A 24,637-nucleotide genomic window follows, 5' to 3' on the forward strand; every position below is an offset into this window, starting at 1 on the left:
CCCTATGACTCGTTCGCCACCAGCGTGCAGCGCTTCATCGAGCAGGCCGCTGCCGACCCGCAGGTCCTCGCGATCAAGCAGACGCTCTACCGGACCTCCGGCGACTCCCCCATCATCGATTCGCTCGTCGACGCCGCGCGTGCCGGCAAGCAGGTCCTGGTCCTCGTGGAGATCAAGGCGAGGTTCGACGAGCAGGCCAACATCCGCTGGGCCCGCAAGCTCGAGCGGGCAGGCTGCCACGTGGTCTACGGCCTGGTGGGGCTCAAGACCCACTGCAAGCTCGCCCTCGTCGTGCGCGACGAGCCCGACGGGCTTCGCCGATATGCCCACATCGGGACCGGCAACTACAACCCCAAGACCGCACGGCTGTATGAGGACTTCGGCCTGCTGACGGCTGATCCTGACATCACACACGACCTGACCGACCTGTTCAACAACCTGTCGGGCTTCGCACAGGACTTCTCCTACCGCCGGCTCATGGTCGCGCCGGCCGGGATGCGTGATGGCATCAGCGCTCGGATTGACGCCGAGATCGCCCATCACGCAGCCGGGCGACCCGCAGGCATACGCATCAAGGTCAACTCACTCGTCGATGAGTCCCTGATAGACAAGCTCTACGAGGCCTCCCGTGCAGGTGTCAAGATCGATCTGATCGTGCGCGGCATCTGCACGCTGCGTCCCGGGGTCCCCGGTCTGAGCGAGAACATCCGGGTGCGCAGCATCTTGGGCCGGTTCCTCGAGCACAGCCGGATCTACTGGTTCGCCGGCGGCGGCGAGGCCGAGGCATGGATGGGCTCGGCCGATCTGATGCACCGCAACCTCGACCGGCGGGTCGAGGTCCTGGTGCGAGTGCCGACTGCCGCGCACACCGAGAAGCTCGGCGACCTGCTCGCGTTGTCGGCCGATCCCGAGACCATGTCCTGGCACCTCGGACCCGATGCGCAGTGGACACGCCACCTGGGCTCGAAGAACCTGCAGTCGGTCCTGATCGAACGCGCCCGAGCGCGCCGATCGCGGCAATAGCGCAGGTCAGCAGCCCGCGAAGACCAGGGGCCCCTCACCGGTCATGTACGGCACGGAATCCGGATCGTGGCGGAACCGCAGGGCCATCGTGCTGCCCTGCACAGCGGACGAGCGCAACACGAGCGACTCCTCGATGCGTCCGGACCGCCCGATGAACGGGCCCGACGCGAGAGCTTCGCGCGCCCGCAGCTGCCGGGCAGCGACCTCCGGTGATGCGAACGCCAGGGCGAATCGCATCGTCTCGGTCGAGCTCGACCCGCCGTCGAGTGCCCGGCCGGTGAATGACGGCCTCACGAGTCCGCCCGCACGATCGATCGCGGCGCGGGCCTGAGCCGCGACCTCGGGGCCGGCGTCCCGCAGGCTCGTCGTCTCGCAGGTGAAGGGTCCGCTCTGGAGCAAAGCCGTGTCGGCGCCGGCGAGTGCGGCGGCCACGCCCGACACGCTCCGCACGCTCAACAGCGACATCGCCTCGCCGTCGACTGTCTTGAGGACGGTCGAGACGTAGGCCGAACGGTCGGCCGCCACGATGAGCCGCTGACGAGGCAGCAGGGCGATCGAGCCGAGCGTCGAGGTCAGCTCAACCCCGGCCTCGGTGGTGGCGTCGTCTGCCCCGAGACTCCACACTCCGCCGTCCTCGGCGTACCCAAGATCCTTCAGCCGCGATCGCACAGTCGAGAACGACACCGACCGGTCGAGACTGGCGATCATGGCAGCCCCATCGGCCGCCTGCCCATAGGCTTCCCACTCCAGATCCGCAGGCGACCAGCCGTAGACGTCGTGCATCTCTTCGGTGTACTGCCCCAGCACGGAGCGAGTCGTCAGATCGCGCAGCAGGGCGTCGTCGGTCAGTGCCGCACGGTCGGCGGGAGTGGTTGCCGAGCCGAGGTCGAGCTCCGCGCGGATCTGCGACCAGTCCGTGAAGCTCGCGACCGAGGTGTCGTCGGGGAGCGCGTCGAGCGCTGCGGTCAGCGACGATCGGGTGTCGGCAGCCACCTCGCCGCCAGCCCACCGTCCCGCCGTGATCGCGGCGGCGATCACGAGCAAGGGGACGAGGATCGAGGTGAGGGCGAGTCGCGGCTGCATCCCGTCCACACCTCCTTCATCCGTCGGCCACCTTCTCAGGGGAGACTACGCGTATGGCAAGTGAACGGATCGTCAACGCTGCAGGTGGACTCGTCTGGCGCAAGCGCGCCGGGTCTGCTCGCTCCGAGCCCCGTGTCGAGCTGTTGGTGGTGCACCGGCCGGCCTACGACGACTGGACGTTTCCCAAGGGCAAGGGTGATCCCGGGGAGGCGCTCCAGGCGACTGCGGTCCGTGAGATCGCCGAGGAGTCCGGGCTTCGAGTGCGCCTCGGGGTGCCGTTGCTGCAGGTCAGCTATCCGATATCGGCCGGCACCAAGGTCGTCGACTACTGGACCGCCCGCCCGGTGGGAAAGGGCGAGGCTGAGCCGTTCGCGCCCAACAAGGAGGTCGACGAGATCCGCTGGCTCGGCGTTCGCGAAGCACGCGACCTGCTGACGTACGAGCACGACATCGCGGAGCTGGAGGCCTTTCGCAGCGTGCGCGAGCGCCAGGGCCACCGCAGCCGCACGCTGGTCGTCCTGCGCCACGGAAAGGCCGCGTCACGCTCAGAGCGCGGCAAGGACATCGACCGACCACTCACTGCGGCAGGTGCCGAGCGGGCGCAGTCGCTGGCGGCGCTGCTGGGCGCCTATGGCGTACGCCGCGTCGTGAGCAGTCCGGCGGTTCGGTGCGCCCAGACCGTCGAGCCCTACGCGCACACCATCAGCACCTTCCTCGAGATCGACGACCGGCTGTCAGAGGACACGCGCGCCGCGCAGGTGCAGCGGTCGGTCGCCGCCCTGCTCGACCGCAAGGAGCCGGTGGTGCTGTGCTCGCACCGGCCGACCCTGCCGTGGATCTTCGACACCATCGGCACCGACGTGCACGATCTCGCACCCGGCGAAGGTGTGGTCATCCACCACCGCAAGGGCAAGGTCGTCGCCACCGAGAAGCTCCCCTGACCTGCGGTTGGTCCCTCACCACCCATTGACCGTTACATCACCGTTCACCCCGCGTTCACCCACGGTCGGACATCGATACACCTGCGACTCCTAGCGTCACGCAGGTAAGCATCTAAAGAATCCCAGAGAGGGACCTCCCGTGAACCGCAACTCACTGCGTACCGCCGCCCCCGCGGCCGTGCTCGCACTCGCCTTCGGCCTCAGCGCCTGCGGTGCCGCGAACGAATCAGATGATCCCGGTACCGGCTCGGGCGACGCCAAGGCAGTCTCCGGCACCCTGAACGCCGGCGGCTCGAGCGCGCAAGAAGCCGCTGTTGCCGCTTGGAAGAAGCAGTTCCAGACCACCAACCCCGACGCCACCGTCAACTACGACCCGGTCGGATCCGGCGGCGGACGCGAGCAGTTCCTCGCCGGCGGCCTGTCGATCGCCGGTTCGGACTCCTACCTGGACGACGACGAGCTCGCCAAGGCCAAGGACGTCTGCAAGGGCGACGTCGTCGAGGTCCCCGTCTATGTCAGCCCCATCGCCGTGATCTACAACCTCGAGGGTGTTGACGAGCTCAACCTCTCGCCGAAGACCATCGGCTCGATCTTCGAGGGCAAGACCACCAAGTGGGACGACGCCGCCATCAAGGCCGACAACCCCGACGCCAAGCTCCCGAGCACCGACATCACGCCGGTACACCGCTCGGACGACTCCGGCACGACCAAGAACTTCACCGACTACCTCGCCGAGGCCTCCGACGGTGCCTGGAGCGGTGGCGAGGTCGAGACGTGGCCCATCAAGGGCGGCGAGGCTGCCGAGGGCACCTCGGGCGTCGTGGCGGCCGTCACCGGCGGCAAGGGCACGATCGGTTATGCCGATGAGAGCCAGGCCGGCGAGCTCGGTCAGGCCAAGGTCAAGGTCGGCGAGGAGTTCACCGCTGCCTCGCCCGAGGCCGCAGCCAAGGTCCTCGACACGGCGGCCCCGGTCGAGGGTCGCGCGACGACCGACATCGCGGTCGACGTCGACCGCAAGTCGACCGAGTCCGGCGTCTACCCGATCGTCCTGGCGTCCTACCAGATCGCCTGCCAGACATACGAGGATGCGGAGACCGCGGAGCTCGTCAAGGCCTGGCTGACCTACATCGCCAGCGACGAGGGACAGGCCGCGGCGGCCGAGTCGGCCGGTTCGGCTCCGCTCTCGGCGGACTTCAGCACGAAGGTCCTGGCCGCGATCGAGACGATCAAGGCAGCCTGACCCAGTTGGCCGCCCGGTCCGACCTCGGACCGGGCGGCTGCTTCACTCTCCAGATCCAGCAGAGCCCGAAAGGCACCACCTGTGAGCAGCACAGTGGCTCCCCGCAAGACCTCCGTCGTGCAGCGACGGGGCGACCGGATATTCTCCGGCCTGTCGCTTGGCGCGGGCTTGCTGATCCTCGCGCTGCTCGCCGGCGTCGCGATCTTCCTCACCGTGCAGGGCATCCCCGGCATCACCGCTTCACCCGATGAGGTCAAGAGCGGCAAGAGCTTCGTGCCGTACGTCTGGCCACTGGTCTACGGAACGCTGATCGCCGCGACCGTCGCGCTGATCATGGCCGTCCCGGTCGCGATCGGCGTGGCGCTGTTCATCTCGCACTATGCACCGCGCAAGCTCGGACAGATCCTCGGCTACCTGATCGACCTGCTGGCCGCCGTGCCGAGCGTCGTCTATGGCCTGTGGGGCATCCAGTTCCTGTCGCCTCGTCTGGTGCCGTTCTATGAATGGCTCGAGGACAACCTCGGTTTCATCCCCTTCTTCGCCGGCCCCGCCTCGGCCACCGGCCGGACGATCATGACCGCGTGCGTCGTGCTGGCAGTGATGATCCTGCCGATCATGACCGCCATCTGCCGGGAGATCTTCCTCCAGACGCCCCGCCTGCACGAGGAGGCTGCCCTGGCCCTCGGGGCAACCCGGTGGGAGATGGCTCGGATGGCGATCTTCCCGTATGCGCGGTCAGGCATCGTGTCGGCCGCGATGCTCGGCCTCGGACGCGCCCTGGGCGAGACCCTCGCCGTCGCGATGGTGCTCTCGGCCACGGCCGGCGTCGTCACCGCCAACCTGATCAGCAGCACCAACCCCAGCACGATCGCGGCCAACATCGCCCTGAGCTTCGCTGAAGCCAGCGGCAAGAGCGTCAATGCGCTCATCGCCAGCGGCCTGGTGCTGTTCGTGATCACGTTCCTCGTCAACTTCGCCGCGCGGGCCATTGTGGACCGCCGCAAGGAATTCTCCGGAGCCAACTGATGACGACAACCCTGACCCCGCCCCCCGTCGACATCTCGCGCGAGCTCTACGGCGCGCAGCTACCGTCGTGGGGCCCTCGCACGGTCGTCGTCCTCGGACTGGTCGCCGGCGTGGGCGCCTATCTCCTCGACCTCGGTGTCGTCCGCAGCGTGCTGATCGCCTGGGCCATCTGCCTGACCGTGCCCCTGTGGTCGGTCGTCGTCGAAGGCCGGCGCAAGGCCACCGACCGGTTGGTGACGACGTTGGTCACCTCGGCGTTCGTGCTCGCGCTCTTCCCGCTCTTCAGCATCCTGTGGACCGTCCTCAGCAAGGGCACCAAGGTCATCTCCGCGGAGTTCTTCACCTACTCGATGCGCAACGTCGTCGGCGAGGGCGGCGGCATCTATCAGGCGGTGGTCGGCACCCTCATCATCACGGGTGCCGCGGCGGTCATCTCGATCCCGATCGGCATCTTCACCGCGATCTACCTCGTCGAGTATGCCGACGGCAACCGGCTCTCACGATGGATCCGCTTCCTCGTCGACGTCATGACCGGCATCCCCTCGATCGTGGCCGGCCTGTTCGCCTACGCCTTGTTCGTGCTGTTCTTCGGCGAGGGCGTTCGCATGGGCATCGGCGGCTCGGTGGCGTTGTCCGTGCTGATGATCCCGGTCCTGGTGCGCTCGACCGAGGAGATGCTCAAGCTCGTGCCCAATGAGCTGCGCGAAGCGGCATACGCACTCGGCGTGCCGAAGTGGCGCACCGTCTCCAAGGTCGTGCTGCCGACCGCCCTGGCCGGAATCGTCACGGGCATCACACTCGCGATCGCCCGCGTCATCGGCGAGACGGCTCCCCTGCTGATCATCGCGGGGACGACCGACTCGGTGAACTTCAACCTGTTCGACGGCCGGATGGCGTCTCTGCCGGTCTTCGCCTATGCCTCACAGCGCAATCCCGGGATCCCGCCGGAGTTCAGCATCGACCGTGCCTGGGGCGCCGCCCTGGTACTCCTGATCATCGTCATGCTGCTCAACCTGATCGCCCGGCTCGTCTCCTACTTCTTCTCGCCCAAGGGCGAGCGCTGAGTTTCGAAAGGACTCTGACATGGCCAAGAGCATCGACGTCTCTGACCTCAACATCTACTACGGCGACTTCCTCGCCGTAGAGGATGTCACCATCCCGATCGCGGCGAAGTCCGTCACGGCGTTCATCGGCCCCTCGGGCTGCGGCAAGTCGACCTTCCTCCGCTCGCTCAACCGCATGCACGAAGTCATCCGGGGCGCCCGCGTCGAGGGCAAGGTGCTGATCGACGGCCAGGACCTCTACGGCGCCGACATGGATCCGGTCAACGTACGCCGGATGATCGGCATGGTCTTCCAGCGACCCAACCCGTTCCCCACGATGTCGATCTATGACAACGTGCTCGCCGGACAGAAGCTCAACAGCAAGCGCATGAAGAAGGCCGAGTCCGACGACGTCGTCGAGCGGTCACTGCGCAGTGCGGGTCTGTGGGCCGAGGTCAAGGAGCGCCTCGACCGTCCCGGGTCCGGCTTGTCGGGTGGTCAGCAGCAGCGGCTGTGCATCGCCCGTGCGATCTCGGTCGAGCCGGAGATCCTGCTGATGGACGAGCCGTGCTCGGCCCTCGACCCGATCTCGACGAGCGTCATCGAGGACCTGATCCACGAGCTCAAGTCGCAGTACACGATCGTCATCGTGACCCACAACATGCAGCAGGCGGCGCGGGTCTCCGACGAGACCGCGTTCTTCAACCTGTCGGGAGTCGGGAAGCCCGGCCGGCTCATCGAGCACGGCCGCACCGAGACGATCTTCTCCAACCCGACCGACTCGGCCACCGAGGCCTACATCCAAGGACGGTTCGGCTAGGCCCCGAGCAAGTCCCGGACCGGACGTCAGGGGAGGAAGATGCGGGCGACGAAGTAGGTCGCCGCAGCCACTCCGGCGGCAGCCGGGATCGTGATGATCCACGCGACGATGATCCCCTTGGCGACGCCCCAGCGAACGGCGCTGAAACGTTTGGTCGCACCGGCACCCATGATGGCTGACGTGATGGTGTGAGTCGTGGAGACCGGTGCTTGGAGACCGATCGCCATGCCATACAGGACGGTCGCCGCGGTGGCTTCGGCCGCGAATCCCTTGGGTGGGTCGAGATCGATGATGCGCCGGCCGAGTGTGCGCATGATGCGCCAGCCGCCCGAGTAGGTGCCCGCCGCGATCGCGGTGCCCGCTCCGATGATGACCCACAGCGGCACGCCGTCGCCGTCGGAATAGCCGCCGGCGACCAGTGCGAGCACGATCACGCCCATGGTCTTCTGGGCGTCCTGTAAGCCGTGACCCAACGACATGGCTGCCGCGGAGACAGTCTGCGCGTGGCGGAAGCCGCGCCCGATGCGGTGCGGATTGGCCCTGCGGAAGATCCAGGTGATGGCCGTCATGAGCGCGAAGGCTCCAATGAAGCCGATCGTCGGGCTCAGCACCATCGGGATCGCGACCTTCTCCACGACCGTGTCCCACTCGACTGTCGTGGCCGAGGCGAGGCCCGCCCCGATGATGCCGCCGATCAGCGCATGGGACGACGAGGACGGGATGCCGAAGTACCACGTCAACAGGTTCCAGGTGATGGCCCCGACGAGTGCCGCAAGCACGATCGTCAGCGCGTGGGCCGAACTCTCACCCGGCGCGGTCTCGATGTCGATGATGCCCTGGATGGTCTTGGCGACACCGACGCCGAGGAGCGCGCCCACGAAGTTGAGGATCGCTGCCATCGCCAGTGCGATGCGCGGAGTCAGCGCCCTGGTCGAGATCGACGTCGCGATGGCATTGGCCGCGTCGTGAAAGCCGTTGGTGTAGTCAAAGATGAGCGCGATGATGACGACAGCGACCACCATCGCGAGAGTCTGATCCACTGCCTAGGACTCCTTGACGGCGATCTGTTCGATGGTGTTGGCCACCGATTCCAGGGCATCGATCGCGTGCTCGAGCGAATCTGTCACGTCTTTGCGCTTCATGACCTCGAGCGACTTGTAGCTCCCGTTGAACAGGTCGGCAACGATCCGCCGGTAGGACCGGTCGCCCTGATTCTCCAGTCGATTGATCTCGATCCAGTACTCGTCGAGATCCTTCATCGTCCGCAACCGCGGCATCGAGTCGGCCGTCAGCTGCGTGGCTCGCTGAAGTACCTCGACCTGGGGCGCGAAGTCGGGCGGCAGATCGCCCAGCTCGTAGAGCCCAACGAGGTCGACGGTCTCCTCCATGTAGTCCATGACGTCGTCGAGGCTGCTGGCCAGACGGTAGATGTCCTCGCGATCGAAGGGAGTCACGAAGGTCGAGTTGACTCGCCGGATGATCCGGTGGGTCGTCTCGTCAGCCTGGTGCTCGGCCTCGCGCATCTGCTCGCCGATCGCGGTCTTGTCGGTGCCGGCGTCCAGCATCTGGGCCAGGAGATCTGCGCCGAGAACGAGGTGGTTCGCCATTTCCGTGAACAGATCGTAGAAAGATGTCTCGACCGGTCGGATGCGAAATCGCACGACTAACTCCTGTCAATGCTGGATAGGCCACGCCCATGCTAGAGCCACGGCGATCAAGAGTGTCAATCGCGGGTGTGTTCTGAGCGGTCAGCTGGCTCTCGGGACGCCGAGGATCTCGTCGACCTCGCTCTGGGAGAGATGGAAGTCACGCGAAGATGCCGCGATGATCAGCTGACTTGTCAGCTCGATCTCGTCGAGTGCCTCGTCGTCGCGAAGGCGACTGTCCAAGGGCTCTGGCATCGGGGACTCCGGGTAGCGGTCGACGGATTTCCTACCCCCCTCCGAGGCTATCCCGTCGGTCCACACGACGCAGCCGATTCCCGGTGAACGAATCATTCGTCGCACTGGCAGACTGTGTACGCGCGACCACGCACGGGCCCCTAGCTCAATTGGCAGAGCAGCGGACTTTTAATCCGCGGGTTGTCGGTTCAAGTCCGACGGGGCCCACCACGAGCCGGCAACGGAACACCATTTTCAGGTCTCTTCACCGATTACCGCGTCGTTCCGTCCCGGTTGGGTAACCAGTCCGTAGTTGACCGGTCCCGTGCACGAGCTCGGTCAATCTTGAGGCGTTACGACGTCGGGGCGACCAGTTGAGAACACAGCTGGTCGCCCTCTCTCTGCCACAACCCGTTGGGCGATCACCGCGAGCTTGACGTTCTCGGCCTGCGACATCTCACGCAGCTGCGCAAATGCGGCCGCAGGGTCAACACCGTCGAGCGACATCAGCAGGCCCTGGGCCTGGCCGATGATCGTCCGTGAGGCCAGGGCAGCAACCAGGGTCGCGGACTCGACCTTGGCGGCCAGCCCGACTGCCGCGTGAAAGGCGAACGTCCCGATGGCTTGGGCCTCGAACTCCGAGAATGCACTGGGTGCCGGCGAGTAGGCACTCAACGATCCGAGCACCCGGTCCGGGGTCTGCAGGCGCACGCTCAGCACGCTGCGCATTCCGAGCCCGGCGCAGCGCGTACTCCAGTGCGGCCACCGGCGGTCGATCGTGGTGTCTCGTACGATGAACAGCTCGCCCTCACCACGTGCTGCCGACGAACCCGGACCTTCACCGAGCTCCAGCTCGAGCGCGAGCGGCAACGCTCCTGATGCTGGGCCACCCGCGTCATGATGGCCGGGTCCTGCAGCGATCAGGAGCCCGCAGGTCTCAGCTTGCACCACCAGACACGCGTGGTGCGCTATCGCGGCGACAGCACGTTCGGGAGTCTCGGAGCCGTGCACCGCGAGCACCATGTCGACGAGCTGCTCGTGCAGATCCGCATCCTGGACCCCGTCAGGCTCACGGTCCAGATCCCACCGCGGCATGTCGCTGCGACCACCCACATCGACGCTCATCGCACTCCCTCCAGAACCCGATGCCACGATTGTTGCTCCGTGGATCTCTGGTCGTTCGATCCAAACTTATGCACTTTGTCCTCAGGTGATGAGACAGTTTGGCCATGGACCCGCATGACGTGCTGGACGAGGCTGAGGGGCCGCCCGTTGCCCTGTCGATCCAGGACGTCAGCAGCCTGCTCGAGGTCCCTGCCCCCACGATCCGCTCCTGGGAGCGCCGCTACGCCATCCCGTCACCGAGCCGCAGCGATGGCGGCCACCGGCGCTACTCGCCCGCGGACGTGACAACCCTGCGGGTCATGCGCGATGAGGTTGCCCGGGGCCAGCGTGCCATCGACGCCGCGGCGTGGGCCCGTGACCAGACCTCCCGCCCGCTCCCCCGCCAGAGCACGATCGACGAACTGATCGAAGCTGCTCGACGACTCGACCGGCCCCGCTTCCTGGAGGTCCTCGATGCCTCGGCCGAGCGTGAGGGGATCGACGTCACGACCTGCGGTGTCCTGCTACCGGCGATGCGTCGCATCGGTGTCTGGTGGCAGGCCAGCCGGTGCGACGTCGCCCACGAGCGGCTGGCTTCCGAGACGGCCATCGCGTGGCTTCACCGGGTGCCACAGCCGGAGGGGACGGGAGTCGGCGTGGTCCTGCTGGCGTGCGGACCGAGCGACCAGCACACGATTGGCCTGGAGTCGCTCGCCGCCTTGCTCCGACAACGTGGCTCGGACGCCCGCACCCTGGGAGCACGCGTCCCGGCGGCCTCGCTGCGCGTCGCAGTCGAGTCGTCAGGGGCCTCTGCCGCGATCGTCGTCTCACACCTCGCGGTCGCACGGCGCTCCGCGATCGAGTCCCTCACGGCCGCATCTGCCGCCGCGACCGAGTTGTTCTACGCCGGCAACGCCTTCAGCTCGCACACGGCTCGCCGGGGTGTGCCGGGGCTCTATCTCGGTGACGACTTCGTCGCAGCGGCCGACACCATCATGTCGGTGCTCGGTGCTCGACGCTCCGCCTGATCGAGCCCAGACCCAACGCTCTGGCTGGACGCCCGCTCGCGATCGGCACCCTGCCGCATGTTCTCGGCGGGAGCGCCGACGCCGCGGAGCTCGGCGACCCGTTCGCGCGTCTTCGCCACGAAGTAGGGCAGATAGATCAAGGCTGCGCCGATGAGGAGACACAGGAACAATCCCCCGAAGGGGCGAATCACCAGATCGACCATCTCAGCGGGTCCCGGATGTGTGACTGGTGGTGCTGGTGGTGCTCGTGGGGAAGGAGTGCATGGTCCATCATTACCCGACACGGGCAAATCTCGTCGCAACCTGACGTTACCGAAGGTCGTGCCGCGTCACGTGCGCCGTGACTCAGCGCGGCCGGCGTCACATCAAGAACTGGCGTAGTGGTCCGGGGTCTCGACGTCACCGCGCAGGATGCAGAACTCGTTGCCCTCGGGATCGGCGAGGACCATCCACCCGAGACCCTGAGGCGTACGTCGGTCCGCGACCTCGGTCGCGCCGAGTGCCAGCAACCGCTGGATCTCTTGCTGCTGGGTGCCGTCGGTGGGCCGGAGATCCAGATGGATCCGGTTCTTGATCTGCTTGTCGTCGGGGACCTCGATGAACAGCAGGCGGGTCCGGCCGTCCTTGGAGAAGATCATGCACTCCTCGTGGCCCGGTTCGTTGGGATCGTCGGGGTCCTGCTGCATGCCGAGGACCTCGGCCCACCACGCCGACTGGGCGTGGGCGTCGCGGGAGTCGATCGTCGTGTGCGAGATGCGGCTCGTCATGTGTCCAATCTGACACACGTCGGTCAGAAGCGGGCTGTTGAGCATCGGCACGTAGCCTCGGAGTGCCCGACCGAACGCACTGATGAGAGAGGCCCCGATGACCGCGCACCTGGTGTACCTCCTCGGCGGCGCCTCGCTCCTGCTGGCGGTCGTCCTCCCGTACGCCCTGCGCACCGTCGCGCTCTCGGCCCCTGTCGTGCTGCTGGGGGTCGGTGCCCTGATCGGGCTGCTCCCCGGAATCCACGAGTCGGCGTTCTCACCCATCGAGCACCACGTCTTCGTCGAGCACCTCACCGAGTTCACCGTGCTCATCGCTCTGATGGGTGTCGGGCTCGCACTTGACCGGCCGCTGAGCCTGCGATCGTATGCTCCGTGGCGACGATGGGGCGCGACGTGGCGGCTGCTGGCGATCGCGATGCCGCTGTCGATCGCCGGAGTCGCGCTGCTGGGGTGGTGGGTCATGGGGCTCGCGCCGTCCGCTGCGCTGCTGCTGGGAGCGGTCCTCGCTCCGACGGATCCGGTGCTCGCATCCGATGTGCAGGTCGGAGGGCCGACCACCGACCAGGAGAATGCCGAGGAGATCGACGAGACCGACGAGGTCCGGTTCGCGCTCACGTCCGAGGCCGGGCTCAATGACGGCCTGGCGTTCCCCTTCGTCCAGGCGGCGATCCTGCTCGCCGCCACCGGCCCGTTCGCGGAGTGGGGCGTGACCTGGCTGGCGTGGGATCTCGTCGGCAAGGTCGTCATCGGGAGTGCTCTGGGCGTCGCGGTGGGGTGGCTGCTGGCGAAGGTCGCATTTCGCTCGACCCGGGCGTCGCTACGTACGTCCGAGTCCGGCGAGCCACTGCTCGCGCTTGCAGCAGTCCTGCTGGCATACGGACTCGCCGAGGTCGCCGGGGGATACGGCTTCCTCGCGGTGTTCGCCGCCGCCATGACGATGCGCTCGGCCGAGCGCAATCATGACTACCACGCGTTGATGCATCAGGTCATCGAGCGGCTCGAGCGGCTGCTGACGCTGATCGTCCTGCTGCTGCTCGGCGTTGCCCTCACGAACGGGCTGCTGGCCGATCTGACCTGGCCGGCCGTGGCTGTCGCCGTGCTGCTGGTGCTGGTGGTTCGCCCCGTGGCCGCAATGCTGGCCCTGACGATCCGTCCGCCGCGGACACCGCCGCGAGTCGGCGATGCAACCCTGGGACCTCGCGAGCGAGCGGCAACCGCATTCTTCGGTGTGCGTGGGATCGGCTCGATCTTCTACCTCGCCTATGCCGCCGGCCACGCGGACTTCGAAGATCTCCCTCTCCTGTGGTCGACCGTCGGCTTCGCGATCACACTCTCGGTCATACTCCACGGTGTGACCGCCACCCCCGTCATGCGTTGGCTGGACTCGCGGCGCGAGGACTTGAGTCCGGGCGAACCATCTCGCTGACGATACGGTGACTGGCATGACGGCTCTCAAGAGTCCATGGCTCATCGCATTCGCGGTGGCCTCGGTCGTGCACCTCGTGCTCAATGGTGCGGACGCAAGCCCATGGGACAGCATCACCAAGTGCCTCCTCGCCCCGTTCCTGGCAGCGTGGGTCATCGAGCAGGATGGCCCGAGGCTGCTCGTCGTGGCGCTCGGATTCTGCTTCCTCGGCGACCTCTTCCTCGAGCTCGACGACGACGTCTTCGTCATCGGGATGGCCGCGTTCGCAGCGGCTCACATCTGCTTCATCCGGTTCTTCGTGCAGCGGGGTGCAGTCGACCGGTTGCGCCGCAGGCCGCTGATCCTGGTCGTGTACGTCGCCGCGGCGATCGGCCTCGTGGCGTGGTGTTGGGGCGGCCTCGAGCCCGGCCTTCGGCCGGTCATACCAATCTATGCCGCGCTGCTGATCGGGACCGCATCCACATCGCTCGCGACGGACCTCAGGGCCGGGATCGGTGGCGCGTTGTTCCTGGTGTCGGACGGCATCATCGCGCTGGGCGAAGCCGACCGGATCGACAAGGAGACCACCGGGACCGGTCTCGCGATCATGGGTCTCTACATCCTCGCGATCTTCTTCCTCACGACTGGCATCCTCGGCCGCGAGAAGGCGACGATCGCCGCCGGCCCAGGGTTCGATCCCACGGTCCGCACCGACTGCTGGCCACGGCTGCCCGACACGATGTAATACCTCACGGCGACGTGGACATAAACGGTCATGACTGCCGATGAGGACGAGCGCCGCCGCGCCTTCGAGACGCTCTACCGGGTCACCCTCCCGTCGATCCGCTCGTATGCGCGACGACGCGCGCCCGAGGACCTCGCCGAGGATGTCGTCGCACAGACGTACCTGACGGCCTGGCGCCGCTGCGACGAGGCAGTGGCGGGCGGGCTGCCATGGCTCTACCGCACGGCGCGCTTCACCCTCGCCAACCACCACAGGACCGAGCGGCGTCAGCTCCGCGTCGTCCAACGCGTCACCAGCACGACCGAGCTCTTCGAGGCTGACGGCACGGCCGTCGTCGACGAGCGATCACTCGTTCTGGACGCGATCGAGCGACTCAACGAGGACGAGCGAGAGATCCTGCTGCTCGTCTACTGGGAGCACCTGACCGTCAAGGCCGTCGCGGTCGTGCTCGACTGCCGGCCCGGCACCGCGGCCGTACGACTGCACCGGGCCCGCCGCAAGCTGCGCGATGCGCTCTCGGATCCACCAGGACAACAGCGCCTGCCGGTCCATCCCCAACCCCACACCACCGAGGTGCCCTCATGAACACCGTCACCCGAACGCTCGCCGAGCTCGATCCCGAGGGCGGCCCGTCCACCGACATCACCGCGCAGGACGAGGACCTGCTCCGCGCCATCATGGCCGTTCCCATCGCTGAGCCGGCCGGCAAGCAGCGCACGCACGTACGCCGCACGCTCGTCATTGGTGGCCTGGTCGCGGCGACCGTCGCGCTCGGCATGACCACGGTCGACATCGGCAGCCACGAGGTCGGCGCGTCCCCGGCTGCGGCGGCCGTCCTGGAGCGCGCCGCCGACATCGCGATCAAGACGTCCGACCCGGTCGTCGGTCCGGGTCAGTACCTGCGCATCACGACGGTCGAGCGATCGTGGATGTCGCCCATGGACCTGACCAAGCTCGGCAGCGACGGCAAGCCGCTCTACTACGAGAGCCTCAGGACGCAGCATGCGTGGGTGCCCCACGACCGAGATGACACCTGGGTCTTCGATGAGCGGTCGGTCGTGACGGACCGGGTCAGCACCGACGCACCGACGCCAGGCTCCGTCGAGGAAGCGCACCACACCTGGACCTCCCCGGGTGGTCGTTCAACGAATTGGCACGAGCACACCAAGTACGAGGACGCCGCCTGGTATGCCTCCCTGCCGCGTGATCCCGGACGGCTGCTCGACCAGCTGCTCGCCGGCGGGCCCAGGTATGACCCACGCGAGCACTACGAGGAGCTTGACCTGGCCGTGACGCCGATCCTCACGAGCGGGTTGGCGCCGGCGGACGTGCGGGCCGCGCTGTTCCGGGCACTCGCGGACGAGCCGCAGGTCAGGATCGTCGACGGCATCAGCCATGTCGACGGCCGCCCGGCGATCGCGCTACGCATGGGCTACGCACAGGAGATGCTGTTCGACCAGCAGACCGGTCAGTACGTTGGGACCCAGGGCCGGGGCACCGACTTCCCGGTCATCCCGCAGGTCGGAGCCGATCAACCCTCGACCACCACGATCGTGCGCACCGCCGTCGTCGATGCGGCGCCCGGACAGGACTGACAGGTCGCGTAGCCTGAGGGGCGTGCCGGGATCTGATCGCACCTATCGGGTGGTGGTCCGGATCTTCGGCATGCTGTTCCGGTTGATGGGCTATCGCTTCGACGTCCGGGGTGTCGAGCACCTCCCGACAAGCGGCGCCGCTGTGGTCGCCGGCAACCACATCGGATTCCTCGACTTCACCTTCATCGGGTATGCCGCTCGGCCCCGCAGGCGCCGCATCCGCTTCATGGCCAAACGCTCGGCGTTCGAGCTGCCCGTGGTCGGGCGACTCATGCGGGCGATGCACCACATCCCGGTCGACCGCCGCTCCGGCGCTCGGGCGTACCGGCAGGCCCTCCGCCTCCTCGATGCGGGCGAGCTCGTCGGCGTCTTTCCCGAGGCGACCATCAGTCGCTCGTGGCTGCTCAAGCCGTTCAAACGCGGCGCCGCAGGACTGGCGATCAACCGCCAGGTGCCCCTGATCCCTGCCATCGTGTGGGGCGGCCATCGCATCTTCACCGTCGACGGCCATCGATCGCTGCGGCGCGGCATGCCGATCACGATCGTGGTCGGTGAACCGCTCCGGCCCCGCGAGGGTGAGACCGTTGCGCAGCTCTCGCTGCGGCTGCGTGCCGCAATGAACGCCCTGCTCGCCGAGGCCATCGACACGTACCCGGCGATGCCCACAGGCGATGGGGACCGCTGGTGGCTGCCCTACGACCGCGGTGGGAGCGCGCCGGATCCCGAGACAGCGGCGGTGCTCGACCGCGAGGCGGTCGCCCGCATCGGCGACGTGTTCGACTGACCGATCCGACAAAGGAGCGACATGACCTACGACGAGATGACAGCTGTGAGGGTAGGCGAGCTGACCTTCGACGTGCGCACGCTCGGGGCCGATGACGGGGATCCGATCGTCCTGCTGCACGGGTTCCCGGAGAACTCGCTGTCGTGGTCGGCGGTCGCACCGCTGCTGGCCGACGCCGGCCTGCGAGTGATCGCACCAGACCAGCGCGGCTACTCCCCCGGCGCGCGGCCGCCGGGTGTCGAGTCATACACGACCGACGTGCTGGCCGACGATGTCGCCGCTTTGGCAGATGCCCTCGGACTCGACACATTTCACCTCGTCGGTCATGACTGGGGCGCGGCCGTCGCCTGGGTCACGGCCGTTCGACACCGGGATCGTCTGCGTACGCTGACCGCCGTGTCGGTGCCCCACCTCGCGGCATACGGAGCGGCCCTCCAAAGTGATCCCGACCAACAGGCTCGTGGCTCCTACATCGGGCTGCTGCGTCAGGCCGGCAAGGCCGAGAAGCTGCTGCTCGACGCGGACGCCGGGCGGTTGCGCGCGATGTATCAGGACCACGTCCCGCCTGCGCAGGTCGACAGCTATGTCGCCCAGCTCTCCGAGCCAGGTGCCCTGACGGCGGCGCTCAGCTGGTATCGCGCGATGACGTCCGACCTCGACTCGTTGCCGCCCGTGACCGTCCCGACGACATTCGTGTGGAGCGATGAGGACCAGGCCATCGGTCGCGCCGGCGCCGAACGCTGCGGCGACTACGTCGATGCCGACTACCGATTCGTCGAGCTGGCCGGCATCAGCCACTGGATCCCCGAGCAGGCTCCGACCTCACTCGCTGAGGCTGTCCTGGACCGCACCGTCGGGCGGCCGTGACCCTCGATCAGCCGAGGACTGCGCCCGCGTCGACGTCGCCGTCCTGAGCCTCGATTGCCTGGGCGAGCCGATCGAGCTCGTCCGCGGAGACCTCGACCCCGGCCTCGTCGAAGCCCTTGGTCAGCTCGGCGTTGACGGTGCCCTCGGGCGCGCCGTCCTGATAGGCCGAGACCCGGTCGACGACGGCCTGGATGGCTTCGGTTCTTGCTGTCTGCTCTTCACTCATGGGTGTGGAGTACCCACCTGCAGGTCCTCCACACGCGGCCGCGACGCCGTCACGCGATCTGCGAGATCGCCCCGTCGAGCCGCAGGAGCGGCCAGCCTGCGGGATCATCGAGCGAACGGCCGACCCTGCGGGCGTAGTGATTCCAGTCCTCGGCTCGACCGGCGTACCAGACGCCCTGGTGCCTCATGAGGTTCTCGAGGTCCCCGGCCGCGACCGTCTGATGACGCCGGCCGATCTCGTAGGCGATCTCGCGAGCGGCCCGGGCATCGGCGGCCGCGTCGTGGGCGTTGTCGAGCGGCACGCCGTAATAGGCGGCGACGTCGGTGAGTCGGCGTGGTCCAAGGCCCCCGCGCTCGATGCCCCAGTCGATGACATAGGGGTCGACGACCAGCAGGCGGTCCCAGTCAGGCTGGGCCAGGGCCCAGCGGGTCGCCTCGGCACGCAGCATCGTGAGGTCGTATGCCGCGTTGAAGACCACGAGCCCGACCCCGCGCTCGATCAGGTCCTGCACCCACGCGATGACCTCGGCGAGTGCGTCGACGGGCGCCGGGGCGCCGGCGAGCGCTTCGGCGGTCAGGCCATGGACCTCGGCCGAGGCGGCGGGGATCGGGACCCCGGGATCCACGAGACCCGAGAAGTCATGCCCCCGATCGTCGAGCAGCGCATAGCTCAGGACCCGGTCGGTCAGCGGGTCGATGCCCGTCGTCTCGAAGTCCATCGACGCCAGTGCCGTGCGATGCCATCCGTCATGATCCCCGCGCGGAGGTGGTGAGGGCGAGCAGGTCACACAGATCGTGCGCCAGCTGCCGGGCAGACCTATCAGCTGTCCGGCCGCGGCCCCCACCGCGGTCTCGCACTCGGCACACGTGCCGGCGTACTTGTTTGCTCTCACAGTGCTGTCACCCTCACTTCTGACGTCTGCTGCTCACGGTAGGCCGCCGCGGGGACAACAAGACTTCACGACACGAAAACGATACGATTGCCTCACTTTGAGTTCGAGGGGATCCACATGACAAAGAGCACATTCGACGCCAAGACGGTCGTCATCACAGGCGCTGGCAGCGGGATCGGACGATCAGCCGCGATCCAGGCCGCGGCGAAGGGCGCGCGGCTGCTGCTGACCGACGTCAACTCGGCAGGACTGGACGAGACCGTGGCACTGGTCGCGGCATCGGGCGGCACGGTCCTGCTCCATGAAGCGTTCGACATCTCCAACGAGGATGCCGTCGCGGCATTCGCCCACCGCGCACTCAGCGCCGCGGGAGCCGTCGACATCGTGATGAACGTCGCCGGCATATCGACCTGGGGCCGCATCCAGGACCTCGATTCCAAGCACTGGCGCGATTGCGTCGAGATCGACCTGATGGGACCTATCCACGTCATGTCGGCATTCGTGCCGACCATGATCGAAGCGGGCAACGGCGGGCACATCGTCAACGTCTCGTCGGCCGCGGGGTTGTTCGGGCTGCCGATCCACGCGCCTTACAGTGCCGCGAAGTTCGGGCTGCGTGGCGTCAGTGAGGTCCTGCGCTTCGACCTCGAGCAGTACGACATCGGGGTCACGCTGGTGTGCCCCGGCGCGGTCGACACACCTCTGGTCGGCACCGTCGACATCGTCGGGGTGGACCGCGACAGTCCTGTCATCGCCAACAGCATCGGCAAGTTCCAGCGCCACGCGGTCAGCCCCGACAGCGCCGCCGCGACGATGATCCGTGGAGTCGAGAAGGGCAAGTACCTCGTCTTCACCTCCCCCGACATCCGCATCGGGTGGTACGCCCAGCGCTACGCGCCGTGGGGATACAACTTCGCCATGCGCAGGCTCAACCGGCAGTTCACGGCAATCCTGCAGAAGGCCACGAGCAGCGCCTGACTCATGGCGATCAGGACTGGCCGCCGGCGGCATCGACCAGGGCACGGAACAGGCCGGCATCTTCCTTGGTCTCGGGATGCCATTGGACGCCGAGCCAGAATCGGCGCGACGGGTCCTCCATCGCCTCGAGGGTGCCATCGGCCGCGTGCGCCGCGGGTATGAATCCAGGATGCTCCCGCACCGACTGATGGTGGTGGCAGTGCACGAGCCCCTTGTCACCGACCGCGCGGCCGAGGAGCGTACCGGGTACGACGTCGACGTCGATCACGCCGAACTCGTCACCCCCGGGCGAGTGGTCGTCACCGCCGACCAGGTCTGGGGTGTGCTGGTCGAGCGTGCCGCCGGCATGCACCGCCATGACCTGCATGCCGCGGCAGATCCCGAGCGCCGGGAGCCCCGCCGTCGCAGCCGCGTCGAGCAATGCGAGCTCCCACGCGTCGCGGTCCGCGCGCCAGCCCACCGTCAGGTCGTGGGGCTGCGCGGCATACCGAGCGGGCTCGACATCGGCGCCCCCGGCGATGATCAGGCCGTCGACACGCGCGACCACGGCTTCCGCACCGCTGGGGTCACCCGGTGGGAGCAGCACCGCGATCCCCCCAGCCGCCTCGATCGACCGCGAATAGACCGCGTGGAGCACATCGGCCTGCTCGTGCCAGATCCCCCACCGGACCTGCTCCCGGTAGGTCGTGACTCCAATGAGTGGTCTCATGCTCATACCGGCGTGACGTAGGCCCCGGAGATGCCGCCGTCAACGAGGAACGTCGATGCGGTCATGAAGCTCGACTCGTCCGATGCCAGGAACAGCACCGCATTGGCCATCTCCGCCGGCTCGGCGAAGCGGCCCATCGGGACGTGCACGAGCCGGCGCGCAGCGCGGTCGGGATCGCTCGCGAACAGCTCCTGCAGCAGCGGGGTGTTGACCGGGCCGGGGCACAGGGCATTGACGCGTACGCCCTGGCGGGCGAACTGCACGCCGAGCTCTCGCGACATCGACAGCACGCCACCCTTGGACGCCGAGTAGGAGATCTGCGAGGTGGCCGCGCCCATGACCGCGACGAACGACGCCGTGTTGATGATGGATCCGCGCTTCTGGTCCAGCATGTAGGGCAGCGCGGCCTTGCAGCAGAGATAGACGCTGGTCAGGTTGACGTCCTGGACCCTCTTCCAGGCCTCGAGGTCGGTGTCGAGGATCGAGTCATCCTCTGGCGGCGAGATCCCGGCGTTGTTGAAGGCGATGTCGACCGAGCCGTAGGTGTCATTGGCCGCTTTGAACAGTGCGTCGACCTGCTCCTTGTCGGTGACATCGACGTGCACATATGTCCCGCCCACCTCGTCGGCGATGCCCGGGCCCTTCGTGTCGTCGAGGTCACCGATCACGACGTTGGCGCCCTCCTCCGCGAAGCGGCGTACGGTCGCCAGCCCGATGCCCGAGCAACCACCCGTGACGACTGCGGTCCTGCCTGCGATGCGTCCTGCCATGATTCCTGCTTTCTGGTCCATTCCCCGCTGGGAGTGACGGTCTTGAGGCCCGTGTCGGCGTGTCGCCTCAAGAGCGTCACTCCCAGCGCGGGCGCGAGGCTAGTCGTTGGAGATGAAGATGTTCTTGACATCGGTGAAGGAGTGCGGCGCGTCCGGGCCGAGCTCGCGACCGATGCCGGACTGCTTGAATCCACCGAACGGCGTCCAGTAGCGGACCGAGGAGTGCGAGTTGACGCTCAGCGCACCAGCCTCGACCGCGCGTGAGACTCGCAACGCCCGCCCTATGTCGCGGGTGTAGACCGAGCCGGACAGACCGAACTCGGTGTCGTTGGCCAGCTCCACGGCGTGCGCCTCGTCGTCGAACGGCATGACCGCGACGACCGGGCCGAAAATCTCCTCACGCCAGATCCGCTGCTGCGGGTCGTCGGCAAGGACGACGGTCGGAGCGAACCAGAACCCCGGACCCTCGGGCGTCGTGCCGGCAAAGGCGACCTCAGCCTCGTCGACGAATCCCTTGACGGTCGACCGCTGTGCCGCCGAGATCAGCGGGCCCATGTCACTCGTGCGGTCTGCCGGGTCCAGCACCTTGACTCCCGCCACGGCGGGTTCCAGGAGCGAGACGAACTCGTCGTACGCCGACCGCTCCACCAGGATCCGCGACCGGGCACAGCAGTCCTGCCCGGCATTGTCGAACACTGACGCCGGAGCTGAGGCCGCGGCCTTGGCCAGGTCGGAGTCGGCGAACACGATGTTGGCACTCTTGCCCCCGAGCTCCAGGGTCACGCGCTTCACCTGATCCGCGCAGCCCGCCATGATCTTCTTGCCGACGTCGGTCGACCCCGTGAAGCACACCTTGCGAACGGCCGGGTGGCTCACGAACCGCTCACCGACCACCGAGCCCTTGCCGGGGATGACTGTGAAGACGCCCTCGGGCAGGCCCGCCTCGAGGCCAAGCTCGCCGAGCCGGATCGCGGTCAACGGGGTCAGCTCGGCCGGCTTGAGCACGACGGTGTTGCCGGCCGCCAGCGCGGGAGCGAAGCCCCATCCGGCGATCGGCATCGGGAAGTTCCACGGCACGATGATGCCGACGACGCCGAGCGGCTCGTGGAATGTCACGTTGATCCCACCGGCGACGGGGATCTGGTGACCCGTCAGGCGCTCGGGTGCAGCCGAGTAGTAGTTGAGGACGTCGCGGACGTTGCCTGCCTCCCAGGTCGCATTGCCCCAGGTGTGGCCTGAGTTGCGCACCTCCAGCTCGGCGAGCTCCTCGATGTGCTCGTCGACGAGGGTGGCGAAGCGTCTCAGGAGTCTGGCCTTCTCACCCGGGGCGACATCGCGCCAGGCCGGATAGACCTCGGCGGCGCGCGCGATCGCCGCGTCGGTCTCGTCGAGGGTCGCCAGGTGCACGTCCGTGACCTGTTGCTCCGTCGCCGGGTTGACGACGGTGTACGTACTACTCATTTCATCTCCTCATTGACTGAATGATTGCTGGACCACGCGATGCAGCCACTGGCCGAGCGAAGCGAGGCAAGCGCCCACGCGGAGCGTGGCAGCGACGAAGTCGCTGGCCGGGCGCAGCCCGGCGCGCTACATGCGTTCGAAGCTTCTTCGCAGCTCCCAGTCGGTCACGGCCGCGTCGAACGCCAGGAGCTCGACGTCGGCCATGTTGGTGTAGTGGTCGACGACCTCGTCGCCGAAGACCTCGCGGGCGATCGCCGAGCCGGCCCACGCCTCACGCGCCTCGCGAAGCGTCGTCGGAACCTTGGGCTTGTCCGACGCATACGCGTTGCCGGTCTGCTCGGGTTCCAGCTCCAGCTCGTGCTCGATGCCGTAGAGGCCGCCGGCCACCATGGCCCCCAGCGCGAGGTAGGGATTGGTGTCGCCGCCCGGCACGCGATTCTCCAGCCGGGCCGACGGCCCTTTGCCCACGAGACGAACGGCGCAGGTGCGGTTGTCCAGGCCCCAGGCCACGGCAGTCGGCGCGAACGAGCCGCCGGCAAATCGCTTGTAGGAGTTGACGTTGGGCGCATACAACAGCGTGAAGTCCCGCATCGTCGCGAGCACTCCCGCGATGAAGCGGTCGTATGCCGGCGTGCGTTCCCCTCCATCAGGACCAGTGCCGTCCCAGAACACGATGCCGTCATCGGTGCCGCGAAGCGAGAGGTGGATGTGGCACGAGTTGCCCTCGCGCTCGTTGAACTTGGCCATGAATGTCAGCGCCTGCCCGTGCGCAGCGGCGATCTCCTTGGCAGCGGTCTTGTAGACAGCGTGGTTGTCGGCCGTCACGAGAGCCTCGTCAAAGAGGAAGCCGATCTCGTGCTGGCCGAAGTTGCACTCGCCCTTGGCGCCCTCGACGTTCATCCCGGCGGCGTACATCGAGTTGCGAATGTCGCGCAGCAGCGGCTCGACCCGCGTCGTCCCGACGATCGAGTAGTCGACGTTGTACTGGTTGGCGGCCGGCAGGTCCTGATAGCCCGCGTCCCACGCCGCCTCGTACGTCGTGTCGAACACGATGAACTCGAGCTCCGTGCCGGCGACCGCCGTGAAGCCTGCCTCGGCCGCCTTGGCGAGCTGCGCCTTGAGGATCGTGCGCGGGGACTGGACGACCGGGGCATGGTCGAGCCACACGAGGTCGCACTGGATCATGACGGTGGCCGGCAGGTGGGTCAGCAGCCGAATCGTGTCGAAGTCGAGGGCGAACTCCATGTCGCCGTAGCCCTTGTCCCATGACGACATCGCATAGCCGTCGACGGTGTTCATGTCGACGTCGACGCTGAGCAGGTAGTTGCACCCCTCCGTGCCCTGCTCGACGACGTAGTCGAGAAAGTACTGCCCGTGCAGCCGTTTGCCCTGCAACCGGCCCTGCATGTCGGTGAAGGCCACGACCACGGTGTCGACCTTGTCCTCCTCGATCTGGACGCGCAGCTGCTCGAGGCTCAGCAGGTTCGGGTGTCGTGTGGTCATTGGTTCCCCTTCACATGAGTCCTCGGAGCAGAGCCGCCGTGTCATCGCAGTGGCTCTCCATGGTGCGTCTGGCCCTCGTCGCATCGCCGGCGAGGATGGCCTCGGCGATCGCGGCGTGCTGCTGGCGCGAGTGAGCGATGTTGCGGTCGAGCACCGGGATCGCCGCGAGCATGTCGTGCAGACGGATCTGCACACTCGTCACCGCGTCGATCAGCATCGGCGAGTCGGTCAGCGACGCGATGGCGAGGTGGAACAACGAGTCCGCCTGGCGGTGCAGCGCCTTGCTCGACGCCGAAGTGACCTGGTCGAGCGAGGCACGCAGCATCGCCGCCTGTTGATCGGTCAGAGGCCTCCCGGCGGCCGCGTGTGCAGCACCTGGCTCGACGATCCGCCTGAATCCCAGCGCGTCGAGCAGCTCTTCGCGCGGCCGGTCGAGGATCGGCGAGGAGCCGGGCTCCTCGGGCCGGAAGTCCACCACGCTGCCGCCGCCGCGCCCGCGACGGGTCGTCAACAGGCCCGCGTCACGCAGCGCGCCGATCGCATCACGCAAGGTCGACCGTGACACCCCCAGGCGCTCGGCGAGCTCCCGCTCGGGTGGCAACGTGCTGCCATCGGGATGGATGCCGAGCCGGATCGAGGTGGCCAGCACCTCGACGCAGGACTCGAACGCGTGGTGGGCCCGCCGCGGCCGAAGCAGGACAGCGGCGAGGTCGTCCTGCCGCTCGACGACTGCCACCTGCACTCCTC

The 24,637-nt window shown here is 67.5% G+C and carries 27 protein-coding genes and 1 tRNA gene; 15 read left to right on the forward strand and 13 right to left on the reverse strand.

What is annotated here, in order from left to right; genetic code table 11:
• A partial coding sequence (ppk1, locus tag WKF39_RS14700; protein ID WP_340389726.1) for a polyphosphate kinase 1 occupies positions 1-1,023 on the forward strand: 1,023 nt, incomplete at its 5' end.
• Between the two features lie 6 nt (positions 1,024-1,029).
• Here the strand turns inward: ppk1 and WKF39_RS14705 are convergent.
• Positions 1,030-2,106, reverse strand: a complete 1,077-nt coding sequence (locus WKF39_RS14705) for a hypothetical protein (RefSeq protein ID WP_340389728.1) — start codon at positions 2,104-2,106, stop codon at positions 1,030-1,032.
• A gap of 53 nt (positions 2,107-2,159) precedes the next feature.
• Here WKF39_RS14705 and WKF39_RS14710 point away from each other — a divergent pair, with 53 nt between their 5' ends.
• The 5 genes from WKF39_RS14710 to pstB all read left to right on the forward strand — a co-directional run bounded on the left by WKF39_RS14710 (position 2,160) and on the right by pstB (position 7,176).
• Positions 2,160-3,047, forward strand: a complete 888-nt coding sequence (locus WKF39_RS14710) for an NUDIX hydrolase (protein ID WP_340389730.1) — start codon at positions 2,160-2,162, stop codon at positions 3,045-3,047.
• A gap of 139 nt (positions 3,048-3,186) precedes the next feature.
• Positions 3,187-4,287 carry a phosphate ABC transporter substrate-binding protein PstS gene (pstS, locus tag WKF39_RS14715; protein ID WP_340389732.1) on the forward strand — a complete coding sequence of 367 codons (1,101 nt, stop codon included), beginning with the start codon at positions 3,187-3,189 and terminating at the stop codon, positions 4,285-4,287.
• An 81-nt stretch (positions 4,288-4,368) separates the two neighbouring features.
• The gene (gene pstC, locus WKF39_RS14720) at positions 4,369-5,313 is read left to right on the forward strand and encodes a phosphate ABC transporter permease subunit PstC (RefSeq protein WP_340389734.1); all 945 of its coding nucleotides are present in this window, start codon (positions 4,369-4,371) and stop codon (positions 5,311-5,313) included.
• Positions 5,313-6,377: a phosphate ABC transporter permease PstA gene (gene pstA / locus WKF39_RS14725; protein ID WP_340389736.1), complete on the forward strand. Its 1,065-nt coding sequence runs from the start codon at positions 5,313-5,315 to the stop codon at positions 6,375-6,377. Before pstC ends, pstA begins: the two co-directional genes overlap by 1 nt.
• Before the next feature lie 19 nt (positions 6,378-6,396).
• A complete protein-coding gene (gene pstB / locus WKF39_RS14730; RefSeq protein ID WP_340389738.1) occupies positions 6,397-7,176 on the forward strand; it encodes a phosphate ABC transporter ATP-binding protein PstB in 780 nt (259 codons plus the stop codon).
• Between the two features lie 26 nt (positions 7,177-7,202).
• Here the strand turns inward: pstB and WKF39_RS14735 are convergent, their stop codons facing one another.
• The 3 genes from WKF39_RS14735 to WKF39_RS14745 form a co-directional block, all read right to left on the reverse strand.
• Complete coding sequence (locus tag WKF39_RS14735; protein WP_340389740.1) at positions 7,203-8,216, reverse strand: inorganic phosphate transporter; 1,014 nt, start codon at positions 8,214-8,216, stop codon at positions 7,203-7,205.
• A 3-nt stretch (positions 8,217-8,219) separates the two neighbouring features.
• Positions 8,220-8,837, reverse strand: coding sequence for a DUF47 family protein (locus WKF39_RS14740; protein WP_340389742.1), 618 nt, complete (start codon positions 8,835-8,837; stop codon positions 8,220-8,222).
• 87 nt (positions 8,838-8,924) lie between these two features.
• Complete coding sequence (locus WKF39_RS14745; RefSeq protein WP_340389744.1) at positions 8,925-9,077, reverse strand: hypothetical protein; 153 nt, start codon at positions 9,075-9,077, stop codon at positions 8,925-8,927.
• A 134-nt stretch (positions 9,078-9,211) separates the two neighbouring features.
• Here WKF39_RS14745 and WKF39_RS14750 point away from each other — a divergent pair.
• Positions 9,212-9,287, forward strand: a tRNA-Lys gene (locus WKF39_RS14750).
• 108 nt (positions 9,288-9,395) lie between these two features.
• Here WKF39_RS14750 and WKF39_RS14755 read toward each other — a convergent pair.
• Positions 9,396-10,181 carry a GAF and ANTAR domain-containing protein gene (locus WKF39_RS14755; protein WP_340389746.1) on the reverse strand — a complete coding sequence of 262 codons (786 nt, stop codon included), beginning with the start codon at positions 10,179-10,181 and terminating at the stop codon, positions 9,396-9,398.
• Between the two features lie 104 nt (positions 10,182-10,285).
• Here WKF39_RS14755 and WKF39_RS14760 point away from each other — a divergent pair, with 104 nt between their 5' ends.
• The gene (locus WKF39_RS14760; protein ID WP_340389748.1) at positions 10,286-11,188 is read left to right on the forward strand and encodes a MerR family transcriptional regulator; all 903 of its coding nucleotides are present in this window, start codon (positions 10,286-10,288) and stop codon (positions 11,186-11,188) included.
• A gap of 365 nt (positions 11,189-11,553) precedes the next feature.
• On the opposite strand, the gene WKF39_RS14765 is transcribed toward WKF39_RS14760, so the two are convergent.
• Positions 11,554-11,955: a VOC family protein gene (locus WKF39_RS14765; RefSeq protein ID WP_340389750.1), complete on the reverse strand. Its 402-nt coding sequence runs from the start codon at positions 11,953-11,955 to the stop codon at positions 11,554-11,556.
• A 97-nt stretch (positions 11,956-12,052) separates the two neighbouring features.
• On the opposite strand from WKF39_RS14765, the gene WKF39_RS14770 reads away from it, so the two are divergent.
• From WKF39_RS14770 to WKF39_RS14795, 6 genes are read left to right on the forward strand one after another with little or no spacing between them, the layout of a single operon-like run.
• Complete coding sequence (locus tag WKF39_RS14770; protein WP_340389752.1) at positions 12,053-13,381, forward strand: cation:proton antiporter; 1,329 nt, start codon at positions 12,053-12,055, stop codon at positions 13,379-13,381.
• Between the two features lie 16 nt (positions 13,382-13,397).
• Positions 13,398-14,105, forward strand: coding sequence for a lysoplasmalogenase (locus WKF39_RS14775; protein ID WP_340389754.1), 708 nt, complete (start codon positions 13,398-13,400; stop codon positions 14,103-14,105).
• Positions 14,106-14,135: 30 nt separating this feature from the next.
• Positions 14,136-14,690 (forward strand): sigma-70 family RNA polymerase sigma factor, encoded by a 555-nt coding sequence (locus WKF39_RS14780; RefSeq protein ID WP_340389756.1) that lies wholly within the window; start codon positions 14,136-14,138, stop codon positions 14,688-14,690.
• On the forward strand, positions 14,687-15,700 hold the full coding sequence (locus tag WKF39_RS14785) for a CU044_5270 family protein (RefSeq protein WP_340389758.1): 1,014 nt from the start codon (positions 14,687-14,689) through the stop codon (positions 15,698-15,700). Before WKF39_RS14780 ends, WKF39_RS14785 begins: the two co-directional genes overlap by 4 nt.
• Positions 15,701-15,722: 22 nt before the next feature.
• Positions 15,723-16,484, forward strand: coding sequence for a lysophospholipid acyltransferase family protein (locus tag WKF39_RS14790; protein ID WP_340389760.1), 762 nt, complete (start codon positions 15,723-15,725; stop codon positions 16,482-16,484).
• Positions 16,485-16,505: 21 nt separating this feature from the next.
• A complete protein-coding gene (locus WKF39_RS14795; protein ID WP_340389762.1) occupies positions 16,506-17,351 on the forward strand; it encodes an alpha/beta hydrolase in 846 nt (281 codons plus the stop codon).
• Between the two features lie 7 nt (positions 17,352-17,358).
• Here WKF39_RS14795 and WKF39_RS14800 read toward each other — a convergent pair whose 3' ends face one another.
• Positions 17,359-17,577: a hypothetical protein gene (locus WKF39_RS14800; protein WP_340389764.1), complete on the reverse strand. Its 219-nt coding sequence runs from the start codon at positions 17,575-17,577 to the stop codon at positions 17,359-17,361.
• Between the two features lie 49 nt (positions 17,578-17,626).
• Positions 17,627-18,469 (reverse strand): exonuclease domain-containing protein, encoded by an 843-nt coding sequence (locus tag WKF39_RS14805; RefSeq protein ID WP_340389766.1) that lies wholly within the window; start codon positions 18,467-18,469, stop codon positions 17,627-17,629.
• A 117-nt stretch (positions 18,470-18,586) separates the two neighbouring features.
• On the opposite strand from WKF39_RS14805, the gene WKF39_RS14810 reads away from it, so the two are divergent.
• Complete coding sequence (locus WKF39_RS14810; protein WP_340389768.1) at positions 18,587-19,447, forward strand: SDR family oxidoreductase; 861 nt, start codon at positions 18,587-18,589, stop codon at positions 19,445-19,447.
• Positions 19,448-19,457: 10 nt separating this feature from the next.
• Here the strand turns inward: WKF39_RS14810 and WKF39_RS14815 are convergent, their stop codons facing one another.
• The 5 genes from WKF39_RS14815 to WKF39_RS14835 form a co-directional block, all read right to left on the reverse strand.
• Positions 19,458-20,156, reverse strand: coding sequence for a gamma-glutamyl-gamma-aminobutyrate hydrolase family protein (locus WKF39_RS14815; protein ID WP_340389770.1), 699 nt, complete (start codon positions 20,154-20,156; stop codon positions 19,458-19,460).
• 2 nt (positions 20,157-20,158) lie between these two features.
• Positions 20,159-20,926: a 3-oxoacyl-ACP reductase gene (locus tag WKF39_RS14820; RefSeq protein WP_340389772.1), complete on the reverse strand. Its 768-nt coding sequence runs from the start codon at positions 20,924-20,926 to the stop codon at positions 20,159-20,161.
• Between the two features lie 99 nt (positions 20,927-21,025).
• On the reverse strand, positions 21,026-22,387 hold the full coding sequence (locus WKF39_RS14825; RefSeq protein WP_340389774.1) for an aldehyde dehydrogenase family protein: 1,362 nt from the start codon (positions 22,385-22,387) through the stop codon (positions 21,026-21,028).
• A gap of 126 nt (positions 22,388-22,513) precedes the next feature.
• Complete coding sequence (locus WKF39_RS14830; protein ID WP_340389776.1) at positions 22,514-23,890, reverse strand: glutamine synthetase family protein; 1,377 nt, start codon at positions 23,888-23,890, stop codon at positions 22,514-22,516.
• A gap of 10 nt (positions 23,891-23,900) precedes the next feature.
• Positions 23,901-24,626, reverse strand: a complete 726-nt coding sequence (locus tag WKF39_RS14835) for an FCD domain-containing protein (RefSeq protein ID WP_340389778.1) — start codon at positions 24,624-24,626, stop codon at positions 23,901-23,903.
• Positions 24,627-24,637 lie beyond the last annotated feature (11 nt).

The organism is Aeromicrobium sp. (genome assembly GCF_037719875.1).
Taxonomy (GTDB): Bacteria; Actinomycetota; Actinomycetes; order Propionibacteriales; family Nocardioidaceae; genus Aeromicrobium.